The 19569-nt window shown below is 56.0% G+C and carries 22 protein-coding genes; 9 read left to right on the forward strand and 13 right to left on the reverse strand.

Features of this window, described 5'->3' with window-relative positions:
• Position 1: 1 nt before the first annotated feature.
• From artQ to artJ, 3 genes are all read left to right on the forward strand, one after another.
• Positions 2-718 (forward strand): arginine ABC transporter permease ArtQ, encoded by a 717-nt coding sequence (gene artQ, locus ACOTX1_RS04290; RefSeq protein WP_003858367.1) that lies wholly within the window; start codon positions 2-4, stop codon positions 716-718.
• Positions 718-1386 (forward strand): arginine ABC transporter permease ArtM, encoded by a 669-nt coding sequence (artM, locus tag ACOTX1_RS04295; RefSeq protein WP_003858369.1) that lies wholly within the window; start codon positions 718-720, stop codon positions 1384-1386. Before artQ ends, artM begins: the two co-directional genes overlap by 1 nt.
• 173 nt (positions 1387-1559) lie before the next feature.
• Positions 1560-2291, forward strand: coding sequence for an arginine ABC transporter substrate-binding protein ArtJ (artJ, locus tag ACOTX1_RS04300; protein WP_015571008.1), 732 nt, complete (start codon positions 1560-1562; stop codon positions 2289-2291).
• A gap of 75 nt (positions 2292-2366) precedes the next feature.
• Here artJ and ACOTX1_RS04305 read toward each other — a convergent pair whose 3' ends face one another.
• From ACOTX1_RS04305 to nfsA, 11 genes are all read right to left on the reverse strand, one after another.
• Positions 2367-3836: a sensor histidine kinase gene (locus tag ACOTX1_RS04305; protein ID WP_022650691.1), complete on the reverse strand. Its 1470-nt coding sequence runs from the start codon at positions 3834-3836 to the stop codon at positions 2367-2369.
• On the reverse strand, positions 3820-4527 hold the full coding sequence (locus tag ACOTX1_RS04310; protein ID WP_022650690.1) for a response regulator transcription factor: 708 nt from the start codon (positions 4525-4527) through the stop codon (positions 3820-3822). The genes ACOTX1_RS04305 and ACOTX1_RS04310 overlap by 17 nt, the downstream gene beginning before the upstream one ends.
• Before the next feature lie 120 nt (positions 4528-4647).
• Positions 4648-5775 (reverse strand): 23S rRNA (uracil(747)-C(5))-methyltransferase RlmC, encoded by a 1128-nt coding sequence (gene rlmC, locus ACOTX1_RS04315; protein WP_023315716.1) that lies wholly within the window; start codon positions 5773-5775, stop codon positions 4648-4650.
• 40 nt (positions 5776-5815) lie between these two features.
• Positions 5816-6313, reverse strand: a complete 498-nt coding sequence (locus ACOTX1_RS04320; RefSeq protein ID WP_086527936.1) for a YbjO family protein — start codon at positions 6311-6313, stop codon at positions 5816-5818.
• A 42-nt stretch (positions 6314-6355) separates the two neighbouring features.
• Positions 6356-7201: a putrescine ABC transporter permease PotI gene (gene potI, locus ACOTX1_RS04325; protein ID WP_003858378.1), complete on the reverse strand. Its 846-nt coding sequence runs from the start codon at positions 7199-7201 to the stop codon at positions 6356-6358.
• Positions 7198-8151: a putrescine ABC transporter permease PotH gene (potH, locus tag ACOTX1_RS04330; RefSeq protein WP_003858381.1), complete on the reverse strand. Its 954-nt coding sequence runs from the start codon at positions 8149-8151 to the stop codon at positions 7198-7200. The genes potI and potH overlap by 4 nt, the downstream gene beginning before the upstream one ends.
• Positions 8152-8160: 9 nt before the next feature.
• Positions 8161-9294: a putrescine ABC transporter ATP-binding subunit PotG gene (gene potG / locus ACOTX1_RS04335; RefSeq protein ID WP_017693732.1), complete on the reverse strand. Its 1134-nt coding sequence runs from the start codon at positions 9292-9294 to the stop codon at positions 8161-8163.
• A 143-nt stretch (positions 9295-9437) separates the two neighbouring features.
• Positions 9438-10550, reverse strand: coding sequence for a spermidine/putrescine ABC transporter substrate-binding protein PotF (gene potF, locus ACOTX1_RS04340; protein WP_023315715.1), 1113 nt, complete (start codon positions 10548-10550; stop codon positions 9438-9440).
• 350 nt (positions 10551-10900) lie between these two features.
• The gene (locus tag ACOTX1_RS04345) at positions 10901-11377 is read right to left on the reverse strand and encodes a YbjN domain-containing protein (RefSeq protein WP_003858385.1); all 477 of its coding nucleotides are present in this window, start codon (positions 11375-11377) and stop codon (positions 10901-10903) included.
• Between the two features lie 63 nt (positions 11378-11440).
• On the reverse strand, positions 11441-12343 hold the full coding sequence (gene rimK / locus ACOTX1_RS04350; protein ID WP_032634467.1) for a 30S ribosomal protein S6--L-glutamate ligase: 903 nt from the start codon (positions 12341-12343) through the stop codon (positions 11441-11443).
• A 64-nt stretch (positions 12344-12407) separates the two neighbouring features.
• Complete coding sequence (gene nfsA, locus ACOTX1_RS04355; protein ID WP_003858388.1) at positions 12408-13130, reverse strand: nitroreductase NfsA; 723 nt, start codon at positions 13128-13130, stop codon at positions 12408-12410.
• A gap of 185 nt (positions 13131-13315) precedes the next feature.
• Between nfsA and ACOTX1_RS04360 the strand changes: the two genes are divergently transcribed.
• Entirely contained in the window at positions 13316-13585 is a 270-nt protein-coding gene (locus ACOTX1_RS04360) for a GrxA family glutaredoxin (protein WP_006809455.1), read from the forward strand.
• 30 nt (positions 13586-13615) lie between these two features.
• Here ACOTX1_RS04360 and ACOTX1_RS04365 read toward each other — a convergent pair whose 3' ends face one another.
• Entirely contained in the window at positions 13616-13990 is a 375-nt protein-coding gene (locus ACOTX1_RS04365; protein ID WP_017384878.1) for an inner membrane protein YbjM, read from the reverse strand.
• Positions 13991-14264: 274 nt separating this feature from the next.
• Here ACOTX1_RS04365 and ACOTX1_RS04370 point away from each other — a divergent pair, with 274 nt between their 5' ends.
• The 5 genes from ACOTX1_RS04370 (at position 14265) to arsC (ending at position 18995) form a co-directional block, all read left to right on the forward strand.
• Positions 14265-15950, forward strand: coding sequence for an aspartate:alanine antiporter (locus ACOTX1_RS04370; RefSeq protein WP_032610193.1), 1686 nt, complete (start codon positions 14265-14267; stop codon positions 15948-15950).
• Positions 15951-16467: 517 nt separating this feature from the next.
• On the forward strand, positions 16468-16746 hold the full coding sequence (locus tag ACOTX1_RS04375; RefSeq protein ID WP_023315712.1) for a hypothetical protein: 279 nt from the start codon (positions 16468-16470) through the stop codon (positions 16744-16746).
• A 154-nt stretch (positions 16747-16900) separates the two neighbouring features.
• Complete coding sequence (locus ACOTX1_RS04380) at positions 16901-17221, forward strand: metalloregulator ArsR/SmtB family transcription factor (RefSeq protein ID WP_023315711.1); 321 nt, start codon at positions 16901-16903, stop codon at positions 17219-17221.
• A 40-nt stretch (positions 17222-17261) separates the two neighbouring features.
• Entirely contained in the window at positions 17262-18551 is a 1290-nt protein-coding gene (locus ACOTX1_RS04385) for an arsenic transporter (protein ID WP_022650685.1), read from the forward strand.
• A gap of 12 nt (positions 18552-18563) precedes the next feature.
• Positions 18564-18995 carry a glutaredoxin-dependent arsenate reductase gene (arsC, locus tag ACOTX1_RS04390; protein WP_023315710.1) on the forward strand — a complete coding sequence of 144 codons (432 nt, stop codon included), beginning with the start codon at positions 18564-18566 and terminating at the stop codon, positions 18993-18995.
• Positions 18996-19016: 21 nt separating this feature from the next.
• Here the strand turns inward: arsC and ACOTX1_RS04395 are convergent, their stop codons facing one another.
• The gene (locus tag ACOTX1_RS04395) at positions 19017-19568 is read right to left on the reverse strand and encodes a TetR/AcrR family transcriptional regulator (RefSeq protein ID WP_023315709.1); all 552 of its coding nucleotides are present in this window, start codon (positions 19566-19568) and stop codon (positions 19017-19019) included.
• Position 19569: the final 1 nt, after the last annotated feature.

Consider the following 19569-nt stretch of genomic DNA (forward strand, 5'->3'; position numbering starts at 1 on the left):
GATGAATGAAATTTTTCCTTTAGCAAGCGCCGCCGGGATGACCGTCGGCCTTGCCGTTTGTGCACTGATTATCGGCCTCGTACTGGCGATGTTCTTTGCGGTGTGGGAGTCCGTTAAGTGGCGCCCTGTCGCATGGCTCGGTTCAGCGCTGGTGACTGTGCTGCGTGGACTCCCGGAAATTCTGGTGGTCCTGTTTATCTATTTCGGCTCCTCACAGCTGCTGTTAACGCTGTCGGACGGCTTCACGATTAATCTCGGCTTTGCGCAAATCCCGGTGCAGATGCAGATCGAGAACTTCGACGTCAGCCCGTTCCTGTGCGGCGTGATTGCGCTCTCCCTGCTCTATTCAGCCTATGCGTCACAAACGCTGCGCGGCGCGCTGAAAGCGGTGCCACAGGGTCAGTGGGAATCCGGTCAGGCGCTGGGCCTGTCGAAAGCGGCGATCTTCTTCCGCCTGGTGATGCCGCAGATGTGGCGTCATGCCCTGCCAGGGCTGGGTAATCAGTGGCTGGTACTGCTGAAAGATACCGCGCTGGTAAGCCTGATCAGCGTGAACGATTTGATGCTGCAAACCAAAAGTATCGCCACCCGTACGCAGGAGCCGTTTACCTGGTACATCGTCGCGGCGGCAATCTACCTGGTGATCACGTTGCTGAGCCAGTACGTTCTGAAGCGTATTGACCTGCGCGCAACGCGTTTTGAACGGAGACCAGGCTGATGCTGGATTATTTACCCGAACTGATGAAAGGGCTGCACACCAGCCTGACGCTGACCGTCGCGTCTATCATCGTGGCGCTGATCCTGGCGCTGATCTTCACCATCGTCCTGACGCTGAAAACGCCAGTGCTGGTGTGGATTGTACGTGGCTACATTACGCTCTTTACCGGTACGCCGCTGCTGGTGCAAATCTTCCTGATTTACTACGGCCCGGGGCAGTTCCCGTCGTTACAGGAATACCCGGTGATCTGGCACCTGCTCTCTGAACCGTGGCTCTGCGCCCTGATTGCCCTCTCGCTGAACAGCGCCGCCTACACCACGCAGCTGTTCTACGGTGCCATTCGCGCGATCCCGGAAGGCCAGTGGCAGTCCTGCGGAGCGCTGGGCATGAGCAAGAAGGATACGCTGGCGATCCTGCTGCCCTATGCCTTTAAGCGCGCGCTCTCTTCCTATTCCAACGAAGTCGTTCTGGTGTTCAAAAGCACCTCACTGGCCTACACCATCACCCTGATGGAAGTGATGGGCCACGGACAGCTGCTGTACGGACGCACCTACGACGTAATGGTGTTCGGTGCGGCAGGTCTGGTCTATCTGGTGGTCAACGGTCTGCTGACGCTGATGATGCGTCTTATCGAGCGTAAGGCGTTAGCGTTTGAGCGCAGGAATTAACCACGCAAATGCATAAAACGGTATTCATGGAGCGGGTAACCTGATGGGTTATCCGCTTTTTTTTGTGATTAAAATAATACTTAATCATTTTTATTGCATATAAATTCATTAACTGGCATTGTACATCCAGGCCGCAGACACGGCGCATCAATAAGACAGACGGGAGCATTACAATGAAAAAGTTAGTTCTGGCCGCATTACTCGCAACCTTCGCCGCTGGCGCATCCGCCGCCGATAAAATCAATTTTGGCGTTTCTGCCACCTATCCGCCGTTTGAATCGCTGGATGCCAGCAACCAGATCGTCGGTTTCGACATTGACCTGGCGAAAGCGCTGTGCAAACAGATGCAGGCCGACTGCACCTTTACTAACCACGCGTTTGACAGCCTGATCCCGTCCCTGAAATTTAAAAAATACGATGCGGTGATCTCCGGCATGGACATTACGCCAGAGCGCAGCAAGCAGGTCGCGTTCACCGACCCGTACTACGCGAACTCTGCGGTGGTGATTGCGAAGAAAGGAGCTTATAAATCTTTCGACGAGCTGAAAGGCAAGCGCATCGGCATGGAGAACGGCACCACGCACCAGAAATACCTCCAGGACAAGCATCCTGAAGTGAAAACCGTGGCCTACGACAGCTACCAGAATGCCATTATCGACCTGAAAAATGGCCGTATCGATGGCGTATTTGGCGACACCGCAGTCGTGAATGAGTGGCTGAAAACCAACCCGCAGCTGGGTACAGCGACGGAGAAAGTGACCGATCCGCAGTATTTCGGCACTGGCCTCGGTATTGCCGTGCGTCCGGATAACAAGGCTCTGCTTGAGAAACTGAACGGCGCGCTGAAAGCGATCAAAGCTGACGGTACGTACCAGAAAATCAGCGAGCAGTGGTTCCCTCAGTAATCTCTTTTTGCCGGGTGGTCTGGCCTGCGGGGGTGGTCTGTAGGCCGGATAAGCGCAGCGCCACCCGGCAATTTCTCATAGCGGTACAAAGAACCTGAACCGCGCCCCGCTCACGGACTCCATCAGCCTGATCCCACCGCCGTGCAGCTCCAGCATTCTCTTCACGATTAACAGCCCTAATCCCCCACGGTTCTCTCGCGACGCCTGAGGATTTAACGCTGAAGGCCGCTGGAACAAATCGTCGCGCAGCGAGGCATCTACGCCCGTACCATTGTCTGCCACTTCGACCTGAAGTCGTTCATTCTCCTGCCAGACCGCCAGACGAATTTCTCCGCCGCTCGGCGTATGACGGATGGCGTTATCCAGAAGGTTAGTGACCACGCGCTCGATCATCGACACGTCGGCGTTCACCAGCGGCAATCGCCCCGGCACATCAATACGCAGGTTCACCTCGCGCGTGCGGGCGGTAAGCTCAAACTTCTGCGCCACGTCGGAAATCAGTTCAGCCATGGCAAAACGCTCGCGCTGGGGCTTGATGCCGCCGTGCTCAAGACGCGCCAGCTCGAACAGCTGCTGCGACAGATGGCGTACCTTTTGCCCCTGACGCAGCGCGGTAGCGAGGTACTGCTGATGCTCCTGCGGCGACAGCGTGGCGGATTTGAGCGACAGCGTTTCCAGATAACCCAGCAGCGACGTCAGCGGGGTGCGTAAGTCGTGCGAAATGTTGGCGATAAACTCCCGGCGCTGGCGGTCGCTGTCGGCCAGCCGATCCCACTGAGAGGTGATTTTGCGCGCCAGCTCGATAAAGGTATTGCGCAGGATCGCCACTTCATCCTGGCCGGCAGGCTCAAGCGGCTGGGCCGCCAGCTGCTTAATCGCGCTGATGCTGTCCTGCTCCAGCCCGGCCACGTCCAGCGTGAGCTCTTTAACCGGGCGCGTCACCCAGTACCAGAGCAGCACCCCCGCCAGCAGACCAAACAGCGCCACCAGCAGCATCGACCACAGCGCCGTACTCCAGAGCGCTTTGTGCCAGGCCATCTCCGCCAGCGCGTTGGACTCTTCCCCCTGCAAAATAATGTACAGATACCCCTTCAGCTCGCCGTCCTGCCGCAGCGGGGTGGCGCTGAAGACTTTCTTATTCTGGCTTCGGGGATCGTCGCCAAACACCGGCATCACCGTCCCGCTCAGGAAATTCTGTATCGGCGCGAGGTCAATTTTTTGCCGCTGAATGTGCCCCGGCGGGGCGGCATCGGCCAGGATATCGCCATCAGGCGAGACAACATACAGCTCGACGCTCGGATTAAAGGTCATCAGCCGGTCGAACAGCGGTTTTAAGGCGCTGCGATCCACCCTGCCCTGCGAATCCAGAATCGCTTCCCGCTGCACAATCTGCTGCGCCAGCCCGCCGGAGAGCCGCTGCACCATCGCGTTGCCGTACTGCATGCTACTGTAGAGCTGCACCGCACAGGCGACGGTCGCGCAGAGCAGCAGTAACACCGTAAACAGCAGCGTCAGGCGCTGGCTCAGGCTAAAGCGACGCATCATGATTCTGCTCCGCAAATTTGTAGCCTTTGCCCCAGACGGTGCGAACGATCTCCGGCTCGGCGGCATCTTTTTCTATTTTGATGCGCAGGCGGTTAATATGGGTGTTGACGGTGTGTTCGTAGCCTTCGTGCTGATACCCCCACACCTGCTCCAGCAATGCCAGACGTGAAAAGACCTCTCCAGGATGACGAGCAAAAAAATAGAGCAGTTCAAATTCACGCGGAGTGAGATCGACGTGTTGACCGTTAAGACGCACGGTGCGCGCCAGCGGATCGATAGTCAGACCGTGCGCCTGAATAATGCCGTCCGTCTGCGCCTGGCCCATCGCCTGCTGTCGGCGGAACAGCGCCTTAATGCGGGCAATCAGCTCCTGCACCGAGAAAGGTTTTGCCAGATAATCATCCGCCCCGGTTTCCAGGCCGGTAATACGGTCAGTTTCACTGCTGCGGGCGCTAATGATGATAATGGGCAGGTAACGGGTCATCTGGCGGATACGGCGGCAAATCTCCAGACCATCAACATTCGGCAGCATCAGATCGAGGATCACCGCGTCCCACGGCTGTGTTTCAAGACGCTGTAAGGCGTTGCCCCCGTCGGGCTCGTGGGTAATGGCGTAGCCTTCATCTTCCAGGTTAAGACGCAGGAGTGCCGCGATATCGTGGTCATCTTCTACCAGCAGGATCTGCTTCATGGGTAAGCCTTCAATCATTTGTTATGTCGTAAGCTTACCTGATTTCGAGCGGGGGAAGAGTTCACATTTTGTTGAACATTGTGTGGGGTTTATGCTGGGGGCGGCTTCGCCTTACCCGGCCTACGCTTTGGTTAACAACGTCAACACTTCATAATGGGCGGTATGGGGGAACATATCGAAAAGCTGAACGCGCGCGATGCGGTAGCCCGGCAGGCTGGCGATATCCTTCGCCATGGTCTGCGCGTTACAGCTGGAGTAGACGATGTACTCCGGCGCCATCTGGCTCAGGTAGTCGCAGAGCGCCTGGCCGATGCCCCGGCGCGGCGGGTTCACCAGCACCAGCTCCGGCACGTTGCCCTGCCCGGTCGCGAACTGCGTGGAGTCCAGCGCCTGGAAGTGCAGATTCGTCAGCCCCAGCTCCGCGGCGGACTGCTTCGCGCAGGCAATCGCTTCGGCGGAGATCTCAATGCCGGTGAGCTGCATGTCTGGCGTGGCACAGTGCAGGCCAAAGCCGCCGACGCCGCAGAACAGATCCCACATGTGATGAACCTGTAACGCACGCACCCAGTCGCGCGCGGTGGTGTACAGCGCGCTGGCGACGGTGGGGTTAGTCTGAAAGAAGCTTTGCGGACGGATCCACAGCGGCACGCAGTTAAAACGCTCCTCCAGCGCGTGCTGTTCGGTGAAGAAAATCTCTTTCTCCCCTTCCATGATCGCCATATGCACCGGCTGAATATTTGCGGTGATAACCTTGAGCTGCGGAAGCTGTTGCTGCAATCCCGGAAGTGCCGCGCGCAGCTGCTCCAGTTTGGTTTCCGAACGCAGCACAAAGCGCAGCATCATCCCGCCGTCGATCTGGCTTTCGGTCAGCAGAAGGTATTTCAGCTCGCCGCGCCTGCGGGCAACGTTATAGGGCGTTAACCCCGCCCGGGCGATAAACGGTTTCAGAGCGCTAAACACCGGCTCAAACGAGGCGGGATACAGCGGGCAGTCGGTTAAATCTTCCGGCGTACCGTCGCGGTGCAGCATCCCCAGCAGCGGCTTTTCAACGCTGCCGCTGACCACCATTTTGGCTTTATTGCGAAAGCCCTGCTTCGGGCCGCTGACGGGTGCGCACCACTCGACCATCGCGTGTGCTGCCAGCAGCTGTTGCAGGTTGGCCATTTTGGCGGTGAGTTGTTGAGAGACCGGCTGTTCTATCCACTGACAGGAGCGGCAGCGTCCGGCGTCGTAGAGTGCGCACTGCATATGAAAACCTTAAGAAACAAGAGGGCTGCGATTATACACATTATTGCAGGCGGAAGAACCGCCGGCTCGAAGCTGGTGCAAATAGCAGGAACAGAACCAGCATATCCGGCAGTTTTTGCATCACCAGTGAATGGAAAATCTCACGTCGCGACTCACCGGGTATGCTGAACAGCTCCGGATAGCCATAGCCCAGCGAGGCGGCCCACAGGTAGCCTGCGGCGGTGATCTGCGTCAGCAGATACACCCAGCGCGCCCAGTTACGGCCTTTCACCAGCGAGAACGCACAGTAGATCTCAATAAACACCAGCATCAGGCTGCTGAGAAACACCAGCGTCAGATTCCACGTCTGCGCGCTGCGGTGAATAAATTCCCCCATTCCGCGCGGACCCAGCGTGTTCATTATCATCAGCACATCCAGACAGCGGATCATAATAATGGCGAGCGCCGCCACCTGCACCAGTGCAGGGACGTTCGGACGGGCGTGCGAATGACGTGTTTTTTGTAAGAATCCCAATGTTTTTACTTCCCTGAAAAACAGTGCCGCGTCATACGCGGCACATCACTGGAAATAGTAATTCCTTCAGCCGCGTCTTGCACGCTGGATATCGCGCACACGCTGTTTTTCCGCGCGCGCCATCAAATACCAGGCGATAAATCCGACAATTCCGACCACGCCAAGGATGATGGAGGCCAGGGCGTTGATCTCCGGATTCACCCCCATCCGCACGCTGGAGAAGACCAGCATCGGCAGCGTCGTCGCGCCCGGTCCCGACACAAAGCTGGCGATAACCAGATCGTCGAGCGAGAGCGTGAACGCCAGCAGCCAGCCGGAGATCACCGCCGGCATAATCATCGGCAGCGTGATGATGAAAAAGACCTTCAGCGGCGTGGCGCCGAGATCCATCGCCGCCTCTTCAATGGAGCGATCCAGCTCGCGCAGCCGCGAGGAGATCACCACCGCCACATACGCCGTACAGAAGGTGACATGTGCCAGCCAGATGGTGAGCATCCCGCGATCCGCTGGCCAGCCGATGGCGTGCGCCAGCGCGACAAACAGCAGCAGCAGCGACAGCCCGGTGATCACGTCCGGCATGACCAGCGGGGCGGTGATCATAAACGCAAAACCATTTGCCCCCCGGAAACGGCCAAAGCGCACCATCACCAGCGCGGCAATCGTGCCCAGCACGCAGGCCATCGTCGCCGCCAGCGCCGCAATGGTCAGGCTCAGCCCCACCGCGCTCATCATCGCATCATCGTGGAACAGCTCGCTGTACCAGCGCGTCGACCAGCCCGCCCAGACGGTGACCAGCTTAGAGCTGTTGAACGAGTAGATCACCAGCATCAGCATCGGCGCATACAGGAAGGTAAAGCCGATAATCAGGATCGCAATTCGCCACGGGGAGCGTACTACCGGTAAGTTGTTCATCCGTGGTCTCCCATCTGTTTCTGCTGATGTTTATGGAACCACATGATCGGCACGATCAGCAGCAGTAACATGACGATCGCCACCGCCGAGGCCACCGGCCAGTCGCGGTTATTGAAGAACTCCTGCCACAGCACGCGGCCAATCATGATGCTGTCCGGGCCGCCGAGCAGTTCCGGGATCACAAACTCCCCGACAGCCGGGATAAACACCAGCATCGATCCGGCGATGATTCCGCCTTTGGTGAGAGGGACAATGACGCTGAAGAAAGTCTTCAATGGGCGTGCGCCGAGATCCAGCGAGGCTTCCACCAGCGAGTAATCAATACGCGTCAGCGCCGTATAGATCGGCAGCACCATAAACGGCAGATAGGCATAGACAATCCCGATATACACCGCAAGGTTGGTATGCAGGATCGTCAGCGGCTGGTCGATCACCCCAAGCCACAGCAGGAAGTTATTCAGTATGCCGTTATTCTTCAGGATCCCCATCCACGCGTACACGCGGATCAGGAACGACGTCCACGACGGTAAAATGACCAACAGCAGTAAAATATTTCGCGTCGACGGCTTGCTGTGCGCCACTGCCCACGCCAGCGGGTAGCCCATCAACAAGCAGCAGATCGTAGAAATAGCCGCAACCTGTAACGACTGCAAATAGGCTTCGAAATAGAGCGGATCGTCGGTCAGTTGCAGGAAATTACCGAGGTTTACGGTCAGCGTCAGCTGCCCGTCGGCCCACTCCCACAGATCGGTATACGGTGGGATCGCCCGCGCCATCTCCGCCAGGCTGATCTTAAAGACGATCAGGAACGGCAGCAGAAACAGCAGGATCAGCCAGATATAGGGCATGGCGATGACCAGCTTGCGGCCATGCGCCATCTGTATGCGCGCCAGCCAGAGCGCGAAACCGCCCGGTTTTTTGACGCGGGCTGGAGGTTCAAGTGTACTCATGACCGCTCCTTATACCGTCAGGACTACGCAACTGTCCGCATCCCAGCAGAGGCTCACTTCGTCGCCCCAGGTTGGCTGTCCCTTGCGATACCGGTGTTCGTTCTGTAACTGGGCGCTGAGCATCTGGCCGCTTTTCAGGCGGACATGGTAAATCGACAGATCGCCGAGATAGGCAATGTGTACCACTTCGCCCACGGCAAAGTTATAGCCATCGGCGGGTGGCTCATCGCATAGCATGATTTTTTCCGGGCGCAGGGCAACGTAAACCGGCACGTTGTCCACCACGGAGTTATCAGAATCAACCTTCAGCGGGTGCACCAGCCCCGGCGATTCAATCACCAGACCGTCGTCCTGGCGTTCCTTCAGCAGCCCTTCGAAGACGTTCACCGAGCCGATGAACTCCGCGCTGTAGCGGGTTGTCGGGTGTTCGTAAATCTCTTCCGGCTCGCCGATCTGCACGAACTTACCGCGATTCATGATCGCAATGCGCCCGGCCATGGTCATCGCCTCTTCCTGGTCGTGAGTCACCATCACGCAGGTCACCCCCACGCGCTCGAGGATATCCACCACTTCCAGCTGCATCCGGTCGCGCAGCTTTTTATCCAGCGCGCCCATCGGCTCGTCGAGCAGTAATAATTTTGGACGCTTCGCCAGACTTCTTGCCAGCGCCACGCGCTGACGCTGGCCGCCGGAAAGCTGATGCGGCTTACGCTTCGCAAACTCCTGCATATGCACCAGGCTCAGCATCTCCGCCACGCGCGCGGTGATTTCGGCTTTCGGCAGTTTGTCCTGCTTCAGGCCGAAGGCGATGTTCTGCTCGACGGTCATGTGTGGGAACAGGGCATAGGACTGGAACATCATGTTGATGGGCCGCTGGTACGGCGGCACGCTGGAGAGGTCTACCCCATCCAGCACGATCTGCCCGGCGGTGGGCTGTTCAAACCCGGCCAGCATGCGCAGCAGGGTCGATTTACCGCAGCCGGATGCGCCAAGCAAAGCAAAAATTTCACCTTTGTAGATCGTCAGGCTGACATCGTCCACGGCATGCTGGCCGTCGAAGGATTTGGTGAGGTTACGAATTTCAAGAAGCGGGGTCAGCGCTTTACGGACTTTCGCCTGCGGGCGGGGGATCGCGTCATTCACGGGGTGCTCTCCGGCATAGATCAACACTGGTGCAAACGCACCGTCAGGGTGCGCATCGCCGGGCGGCGCTAACGCTTGCCCGGCCTACGGGATTTGTCGGCCCGGTAAGCGACGGCGCCACCGGGCAACGATATCAAACGCCGTTACTTACCACTTTTCACCTTGGTCCACGCGCGGGTACGCACACGGTCAATTTTTGGTTCCTGCACTTTCAGGGTGAAGAGCTTGGCAAACACATCGGCTGGCGGGTAGATCGCCGGATTATTGCGGATTTCTTCGCTCACCAGCGGCACGGAGGCCTTGTTACCGTTGGCGTAGTAGACGTGGTCGCTGATGTGAGCAATCACGTCCGGACGCATCAGGTAGTTGAGGAACTGATACGCTTCCTCTTTATTTTTCGCATCAGCCGGCATAGCGAAGACGTCGAAGAACGCCAGCGCCCCCTCCTTCGGAATGAAGTAGGAAACATTCACGCCGTTTTTTGCCTCTTTCGCGCGGTTCGCCGCCTGCCAGACGTCGCCCGCCCAGCCGATGGCCACGCAGATATCCCCGTTCGCCAGGTCGTTGATGTACTGAGAGGAGTGGAAGTAGCGAATATTCGGACGCAGCTTTAATAGCAGGTCGGTCGCCGGACCGGTGTAGTCGTCGGCCTTGCTGCTGTTTGGATCTTTGCCGAGATAGTTAAGCACGGTGGCGAAAATCTCTTCCGGCGCATCGAGGAAAGAGACGCCGCAGCTTTTCAGCTTCTCGAGGTTTTCCGGCTTCAGCACTACGTCCCAGCTGTCCAGCTTGACGTCCGGGCCCAGCGCCGCTTTGACTTTATCCACGTTATAGCCAATACCGGTGGTCGCCCACAGGTAAGGCATCGCGTATTTGTTGTCCGGGTCGTGCTTCGCCACCAGCTTCAGCACGTCCGGATCGAGGTTTTTCCAGTTCGGTAATTTGCTCTTGTCCAGCGGCTGGAAGACACCGGCGGTCAGCTGACGCTCCAGGAAGCTTGCCGACGGCACCACCAGGTCGAAACCGGTGCTGCCCGCCATCAGTTTGCCTTCCAGCACTTCGTTGGAATCGAACACGTCGTAGACAACCTTAATGCCGGTCTCTTTTTCAAAATTCGCGACGGTGTCCGGCGCAATATAGTCAGACCAGTTATAGACGTGCAGCGTTTTTTGTTCCGCAGCGAGCGTGCCGGCAGAGACGGCCATCAGAGCACCCGCAACCAGACCCGATAACCATTTTTTATTCAAGGCGATCATATTGTTTTTCCTTCTGAAAGTTCGTTAACAAACGAACCAAAACTGTGCAGCCTGAAGATATGCAATAATCATGCATAGTTTGTCGCTCTGCCCGAAATAAAATACCCCCCTCATCCCGGCAGGTTCCGCTCGCTTTTTTAAGCACCGCAAGAATAACTGTAGCCCGTGTCTCCGGCTATAGCCCAGACGAAAAAACGCCTTTTATCAATTTTTTATGCAGATTATGTCTACGTGATAAGCCGAAACGGCCGGAGAGGAGGTGAAAAATTCTTTAAAGAAAGGTTAAAAGCAGCAGAAAAAACGGTGTTATGCAGCCGCTCTGGCAGCGACTGCGCAAAAGTCAGACAGGCTTAGTGGAGAAAATTGGGAGATGCATCATTATTCTCGGCGTCATCTTCCGCGCTATACAGCAGGTGATGTGCGTTGGCTTCCATCATGACCATGGAAATTTGCTCTTCGCTCAGGCGCATAAACCAGGCGAACTGCTTGAAGGAGAGCCCCGCGCCGGAGAATAAAGACTGGCAAACCACCAGCTTTGGCAGATTATCATCCTGTATGTCAAGAAACGCTTTCACCGTCAAAGAACTGGCGTTGATCGCTGACAGATCGGATGCCAGCGCCAGCAGCGCGGACGGCTTTACTTCAGCCAGCGCGGAGAAAAGGATCACGTCGTTTATCAGATCGATTTTGGCATCGAAAATGCCGTCGAAATTTTGCATGTGAGGCAGATGCAGCGCCTGGCAGGAGTCGCATTCGAAGAAAGTAATACCGGCATCATCGAGCCATTGACGTAACGTATCCAGTGTAGGTACGACCTGTAAATCCATCGCAGTGCAGCCTCTTAAATAAAAACGTTGTCCAGATTACGCAAAAAGTGCGCGCCGATCCATTTAACCGCCCGTTTTCAGGCAAAATCCCGGCGTCGCATGGCGTTCAATCCATGCGATCATTTTACCTGCAATATCGACGCCTGTGGTTTTTTCCACCCCTTCCAGCCCCGGCGAGGCGTTAACTTCCATCACCAACGGCCCGCGGTCGGCACGCAGCAGATCGACCCCCGCCACGTCCAGGACCAGCGTCTGCGCCGCTTTCACCGCAATCTCACGCTCGCGCTCGCTGATAAGGGCCACCCGTGCGATACCGCCGCGGTGCAGGTTAGAGCGAAAATCGCCCTCTTTCGCCTGCCGCTCTATGGCGGCCACCACTTCATTGCCCACCACAAAGCAGCGGATGTCGCACCCTTTAGCCTCTTTAATATACTCCTGCACCAGAATATGGGCATTCAGACCGCGAAACGCATCGATCACGCTTTCCGCCGCCTGACGCGTCTCCGCCAGTACCACTCCAATACCCTGCGTACCTTCCACCAGCTTAATGACCAGCGGCGCACCGCCCACCATGTCGATTAAATCGCTGGTGTCGTCCGGGGAGTGAGCAATCCCGGTGACGGGCAGATCGATCCCCTGGCGCGCCAGCAGTTGCAGCGAGCGCAGCTTATCGCGGGCGCGGGAAATCGCCACGGATTCATTGAGCGGATAGCTTCCCAGCATTTCAAACTGGCGCAGCGCGGCCGTGCCGTAATAGGTGATCTGGGAGCCAATACGGGGAATTACCGCATCAAAATGCGGCAATTTGCGGCCTTTGTAATGAATCGACGACGCCGCAGGGTCGATGTTCATATAGCAGGACATCGGATCGAGGATTTCAACCTGATGTCCGCGTTTCGCCGCCGCTTCTCGCAGGCGTTTACATGAATAGAGCGTTCCATCCCGGGACAATATGGCAATTTTCACCCTGCACCTCTCTAAAGACATGGTAAAAGCCTGCCTATCATACACGAGGCGCAGGAGGAATGGACTACCGCGTTGCCCAGCCCTGTTTGTGCAGGTAGTCGAGAATGAACGGGCGGTTCTCCTTGATGATGGTGCGACGAATATGGTCGCTCCAGGTGTCGCGGCGGTTGTTGCTGTCGCGCGTCAGATAGTAGTTCGCCAGCTCTTCATCGTATTGATGCAGAACGTCCTGGTCGACCGGCTGGTAGTGGTTTTCATGCACCAGCATCGCAGCAGGAATGCGCGGCTTCAGATCCGGGTTATCCGCCGGCCAGCCGAGGCACAGACCAAACAGCGGCAGCACGTGTTTCGGCAGCTTCAGCAGTTCCGTCACGCTTTCGATGTTGTTACGCAGCCCGCCAATATAGACGCCGCCAAGCCCCAGTGATTCCGCCGCCGTGAACGCGTTTTGCGCCATCAGTGCCGTATCCACAACGCCCAGCAGCAGCTGTTCCGCCAGTCCCAGCTCGGCCTCAGGGCATATTTGCAGGTGACGGTTAAAATCGGCGCAGAACACCCAGAACTCAGCCGCCTGGGCAACGTGCTTTTGTCCGCCCGTCAGCGTTACCAGCTGCTCACGCATCGCCGGATCGGTGATGCGGATAATGGAGCTGCACTGCAAAAAGCTGGAGCTGGAGGTGCCTCTTGCGCTGTCGATGATCGCGTCCCGCTGCGCCTGGGTAATCGGCTCATCGGTGAAATGGCGAATGGAACGGTGGGAACGAAGCAGGTCAATGGTTGGCGTCATTTTGTCTCTCTTTGTGTTGCGTAAAACGTATGGCAGCCAGTATAGGCAATGATCCACCTGATGTAATTGGCGAAACATAGCCTGACTGTATCAAAGTGACAGGTGAAACCTTCTTTCCATGACGGCAGGTTATCGTGCACTATAGGTGCTATTCGCCGTCAGGCTTGTTTTTTGAGGAGAGAGAAATGTTTGCAGTAATTTTTGGTCGTCCAGGATGCCCTTACTGTGTGCGCGCGAAAGAACTGGCAGAGAAACTGACTGAAGAGCGTGATGATTTTAACTTCCGTTATGTGGATATCCACGCGGAAGGCATCACTAAAGCCGATCTGGAAAAAACCGTGGGTAAACCGGTTGAAACCGTGCCGCAGATCTTCCTCGATCAGAAACACATCGGCGGCTGCACCGATTTTGAGGCCTACGCCAAAGAACACCTGGGCCTGTTTGCGGCTCAGTAATGCGAAGACGCCCTCACCCTGAGGGCGTTTTTATTTACGGTGCTTCCGCTGTTGCAGCAGGCTGCGCGTAAATAAGAAACAGAGCGCGCCCAGCGCACACCAGAAAACGCCACTCAGTAGCCACGCCACTTCCTGCCAGACGCTTCTCGACGAGAGAAACAGCACGCGCATCAGAAGCAGGCAGAGCGGGGCCGCAAGCATTGCCCCAATAAGCGGCATCACCACCTCGCCTTTACGTGAGAGAAAACCGGCTACTACCCCCGGCAGGATGAAGAACAACAGGCCCAGCTCGGGATGACCGGACGCTCTGAAGGCGCCTTTCACGTTAAAAGCGAGTGACATGCAAACGACCGTAAACAGCAAAAAACAGCTGATTACGCCAGCCCAGTTTCGTTTAAAGTTCAAACTATCCTCCTGACTTATCTCTATCAAATACAAAAATCGTCCGGTGAACGCCCAGTCAGATAAAGCAATGCGGCAATCCTTGCCAAAGCACGCACAGAAGTCGTGCGATAATAGGTGGCTGTCGGTAGCTATTACGATTAAACTAACCGACTGCTAGTGTTTAGGGTATTTATCAGGAAGCAGGGAGATGCAAAGTGATTCCCTGACTCTGAAAACAGTAGCCCAAATAGTCCTTTCATTCAACAACTTACTGGTAAACAAGAAGTTAGCCTCCGTGAATATAAACGTCGCAGACTTGTTAAATGGGAATTACATCCTGTTATTATTTGTGGTACTGGCGCTGGGCCTTTGTCTGGGTAAATTACGCCTGGGTTCAGTTCAACTTGGTAATTCCATTGGCGTTTTAGTCGTCTCCCTGTTATTAGGTCAACAACATTTCAGTATTAACACGGACGCGCTTAACTTAGGTTTCATGCTGTTTATTTTTTGCGTAGGCGTGGAAGCCGGTCCGAACTTTTTTTCCATTTTCTTCCGAGATGGCAAAAATTACCTGATGCTGGCGCTGGTGATGGTCGGCAGCGCCCTGCTGATTGCGTTAGGGCTGGGCAAGCTGTTTGGCTGGGACATCGGCTTAACGGCCGGTATGCTGGCAGGCTCGATGACCTCCACACCGGTGCTTGTCGGCGCGGGGGATACGCTTCGTCATTCTGGCATGGCCGGCACGCCGCTTTCCTCCGCGCTGGACAACCTGAGTCTGGGCTATGCCCTGACCTATCTGATTGGTCTGGTGAGCCTGATTGTTGGCGCGCGCTATCTGCCAAAACTTCAGCATCAGGATCTCCAGACCAGCGCCCAGACCATCGCCCGCGAGCGCGGCCTGGACACGGACTCCAAACGTAAAGTTTACCTGCCGGTGATCCGCGCCTACCGCGTCGGGCCGGAGCTGGTTGCCTGGACCGACGGGAAAAACCTGCGCGAGCTGGGGATCTACCGTCAGACCGGCTGCTACATCGAACGTATCCGTCGTAACGGCATTCTGGCAAACCCGGACGGTGACGCGGTGCTCCAGATGGGCGATGACATCGCCCTTGTTGGCTACCCGGACGCCCACGCGCGTCTCGATCCGAGCTTCCGCAACGGGAAAGAGGTGTTTGACCGCGACCTGCTGGACATGCGTATTGTCACCGAAGAGATTGTGGTGAAAAACCACAACGCCGTGGGCCGCCGTCTGGCACAGCTGAAGCTGACCGACCACGGTTGTTTCCTCAACCGCGTGATCCGCAGCCAGATTGAAATGCCTATCGACGATAACGTGGTGCTCAATAAAGGCGATGTGTTGCAGGTTAGCGGCGATGCCCGACGTGTTAAAACCGTTGCCGACCGTATCGGCTTTATCTCGATCCACAGCCAGGTGACGGACCTGTTAGCCTTCTGCGCCTTCTTCATTGTCGGCCTGATGATCGGGATGATCACCTTCCAGTTCAGCAACTTTAGCTTCGGCATTGGTAACGCAGCCGGTCTGCTGTTCGCCGGGATCATGCTGGGCTTCCTGCGAGCGAACCATCCCACCTTCGGCTATATCCCTCAGGGTGCGCTGAACATGGTGAAAGAGTTCGGTCTGATGGTCTTTATGGCGGGTGTCGGCTTAAGCGCCGGGAGCGGCATTGGCAACGGCCTGGGCGCGGTCGGCTGGCAAATGTTGGTTTCCGGACTTATCGTCAGCCTGGTACCGGTGGTGATCTGTTTCCTGTTCGGCGCCTACGTGCTCCGCATGAACCGCGCCCTGCTCTTCGGGGCAATGATGGGCGCGCGCACCTGCGCACCGGCGATGGAGATCATCAGCGACACCGCGCGCAGCAACATCCCGGCGCTGGGCTATGCAGGCACCTACGCCATCGCAAACGTGCTGCTGACGCTGGCAGGTACGCTGATCATCATTATCTGGCCAGGACTCGGATAACTCTTAAGTTTGCGTGTGGCGCAAAAAATTTTCGTTACGCGCAGAACTTTTTACGCAGGGTGCAGTCATAACTAGTGCCACTGCTTTTCTTTGATGTCCCCAATTTGTGGAGCCCATCAACCCCGCCATTTTTGGTTCAAGGTTGATGGGTTTTTTGTTTCCTGAAATTAATACCCTTCCCTATCAATTACTTATAACACTACCTTATTTCCATGGCGGTATAGCTGATCTTCTTGCGCGGTTAAATTTTGCCTGGTCAATATCTTAAAAGAACAACGATTGAGCGTAGATATGATCGGGTTTGAACTTCGATACAGGCAGCTAGCATAAGCTGGAACGAATTAATCCACCTGATGACAGGAAAAGGAATGAAGGCTTCATCCGGGGATAGCGGCAGAAGTCTACATAAAGCTCGCTCACCACTCCAATTTCGGAATCGCTCTTCTGAAACCGGAATTTATTTAGGTCCCATGTATGCGTTCACATATCGCGTGCAATAGTATTGAGGTTATTGACGGTGGATATCACTACCCTTGCCCGTAAATGGGGCTCAAGACTACTTAAGGCCGTCTGGTTTGTGTTAATTAGCTTCCTGGCAGGACGTATGCTGGGTCCTTCAACAGCTTATATTAACCACGACGTTGCAACTGCTATTTGCGGCTTCATCTATGGTGATATTAATGCGGAGACAATGTACGAAGCATATACAAATATTGATATTTTGATTCTGTTAACATCTGCAACGATCGTCTGTCTCATAACATTGAAGATATTCAACAAAACCAGGAATCATTAATCTTCTAATCCCGCCCTGTCTGTGGCTCAAAGACGACGGCTCAACGTAGTGGTACTTCAATGAGGGCATTTATTTGCCCTTATTGCCCTTCCCTCACCTGCCACAAACATATATGATTTAATGTATATGATAAAAAAACACGCAGGATCCCCAGATGCTTCACCCCGTTCAGCTCTTCAAAACCCTCTCCGACGAAACGCGCCTCTCCATCGTCATGCTTCTGCGTGAGGCGGGCGAGTTGTGCGTCTGCGATCTCTGCGCCGCTACCAACGAGCCGCAGCCGAAAGTCTCGCGCCATATGGCCTTACTGCGCGAGGCCGGGCTGGTCATCGATCGTCGTGAGGGTAAATGGATCTACTACCGTCTCTCTCCCAACATGCCCGCGTGGGCGGCAACCGTTATCGATAACAGCTGGAACTGCCTGCGGGAAGAGACACGTATGAAGCTGAAAAACCGCCTCCCGGGCTCTTGCTGACCACAACACATTCACAAAAACAGATATAACGGAGTAAAAGATGTTTCTGGCAGGGGCTATTTTTCTGTTTACGCTGGTACTGGTTATCTGGCAGCCCAAAGGGCTCAGTATCGGCTGGAGTGCCACCATTGGCGCCGCGCTGGCGCTGGCGAGCGGTGTGATCCACGTTAACGATATTCCGGTGGTCTGGAACATCGTCTGGAATGCGACGGCCACGTTTATCGCGGTAATCGTTATCAGTTTGCTGCTGGATGAGTCCGGTTTTTTCGAGTGGGCGGCGCTGCACGTTGCTCGCTGGGGAAACGGTCGCGGGCGGTTGCTGTTTACCTGGATCGTGCTGCTGGGTGCGGCCGTGGCGGCGCTGTTCGCCAATGACGGTGCGGCATTGATCCTGACGCCTATCGTTATCGCCATGCTGCTGGCGCTGGGGTTCAGCAAGCAGGCCACGCTGGCGTTCGTGATGGCGGCGGGATTTATCGCCGATACCGCCAGCCTGCCGCTGATTGTCTCCAACCTGGTCAACATTGTGTCGGCGGACTTCTTTAAGCTGGGCTTTAGCGAATACGCCTCGGTGATGATCCCGGTTGATATCGCCGCAATTGCCGCAACGCTGGTGATGCTGCATCTGTTCTTCCGCAAGGAAATACCGCCGGAATATGACCTGGCAAAACTCCGCGAGCCTGCTTTGGCCATTCACGACCTGCCGACGTTCAGAACGGGCTGGATCGTGCTGCTGCTACTGCTCGTCGGTTTCTTTGTGCTTGAACCTCTGGGTATCCCGGTCAGCGCTATCGCAACAACTGGCGCGCTGATTTTGTTTGCCGTTGCTAAACGCGGGCACGCCATTAACACCGGAAAAGTGCTGCGCGGCGCGCCGTGGCAAATTGTTATCTTCTCGCTGGGGATGTATCTGGTGGTGTATGGCCTGCGCAACGCCGGGCTGACGGAGTCTCTTTCAGGCGTTCTTGATTACTTAGCCGGATACGGACTCTGGGTCACCACGCTGGGAACCGGATTTATCACCGCCTTCCTGTCATCCATAATGAACAATATGCCAACGGTGCTGATTGGCGCGCTCTCCATTGAGGGTAGTGCTGCAACAGGGTTGGTTAAAGAGGCGATGATTTACGCTAACGTGATTGGCTGCGATTTGGGGCCGAAAATTACCCCCATCGGGAGCCTGGCTACCCTGCTATGGCTTCATGTGCTGGCACAGAAAAACATGACTATTACCTGGGGCTACTATTTCAGGACGGGCATCATAATGACGCTGCCAGTTCTCTTTGTGACGCTTGCCGCGCTGGCGCTACGTCTCTCCTTCACACTGTAATGAGTAACGGATATGAGCCATATCACTATCTACCACAACCCGGCCTGCGGCACGTCGCGCAATACGCTGGAGATGATCCGCAACAGCGGTACGGAACCCGAAATTATTCTCTATCTTGAGAACCCACCGTCGCGTGATGAACTGACCAGGCTGATTGCAGATATGGGGATTTCCATAGGCGATCTGCTGCGCAAAAACGTCGAGCCTTATGAGCAACTGGGCCTTTCACAGGGACATTTCACCGACGACCAGCTTATCGATTTCATGCTGCAATACCCTATTCTGATTAACCGTCCGATTGTGGTGACGCCGCTGGGTACCCGTCTGTGCCGCCCTTCTGAAGTCGTTCTCGACATCCTTCCGGACGCGCAAAAAGGGGCATTTACGAAGGAAGATGGCGAAGTCGTCGTTGACGCCAACGGGAAAAAAATCTCCCGCCAGTAAGCGTAGCCGGGGTGAGTGCTATCAGACGGTATCCTCGCCCGCAATCCGCCCCACCATCACCCGGATCTCCTCCCGGGTTAACGGCGACCGGTCGGTTACAAAATGCAGCGTCATCCCCTCGATAAACGCATCCAGCGCACGGGCGGTGGCCGAATCAAACCACTGCTCAAGCGTAGTCTGGCTCATCTTCATCCAGTCCTGCATCACCGTTTTCAGCGCGGCGCTGCGGTGCATAAACGCGTATAACTGATACATCAGCGCCATATTGTGTGGCGTGGTCACGGCTGAACTGTGGATCAGCGTGGTAATGGCCTCGCACGCCCTCTCCCGCCCGGTCACCCCCGCGAAGAAATCCCGGTACTGCTGAGACATCTGCTGCGTAAACCACGTGAAGGCCTCCTCCAGAAGCGACTCCATCCCGTCGAAATAGTAGGTCATCGACCCCAGCGGCACGCCTGCGCAGGTGGCAATTTTGCGGTGCGTGACGGCATGAATACCGTGCTCAGCAATGGTGTCCAGCGTCGCCTGGAGTATCTTCTCGCGGCGGTTAGGGTCGTTCGGTGGTCTGCTCATA

It is taken from the genome of Enterobacter cloacae complex sp. IR5401 (genome assembly GCF_049238425.1).
GTDB classification, from domain to species: Bacteria; Pseudomonadota; Gammaproteobacteria; order Enterobacterales; family Enterobacteriaceae; genus Enterobacter; species Enterobacter hormaechei_C.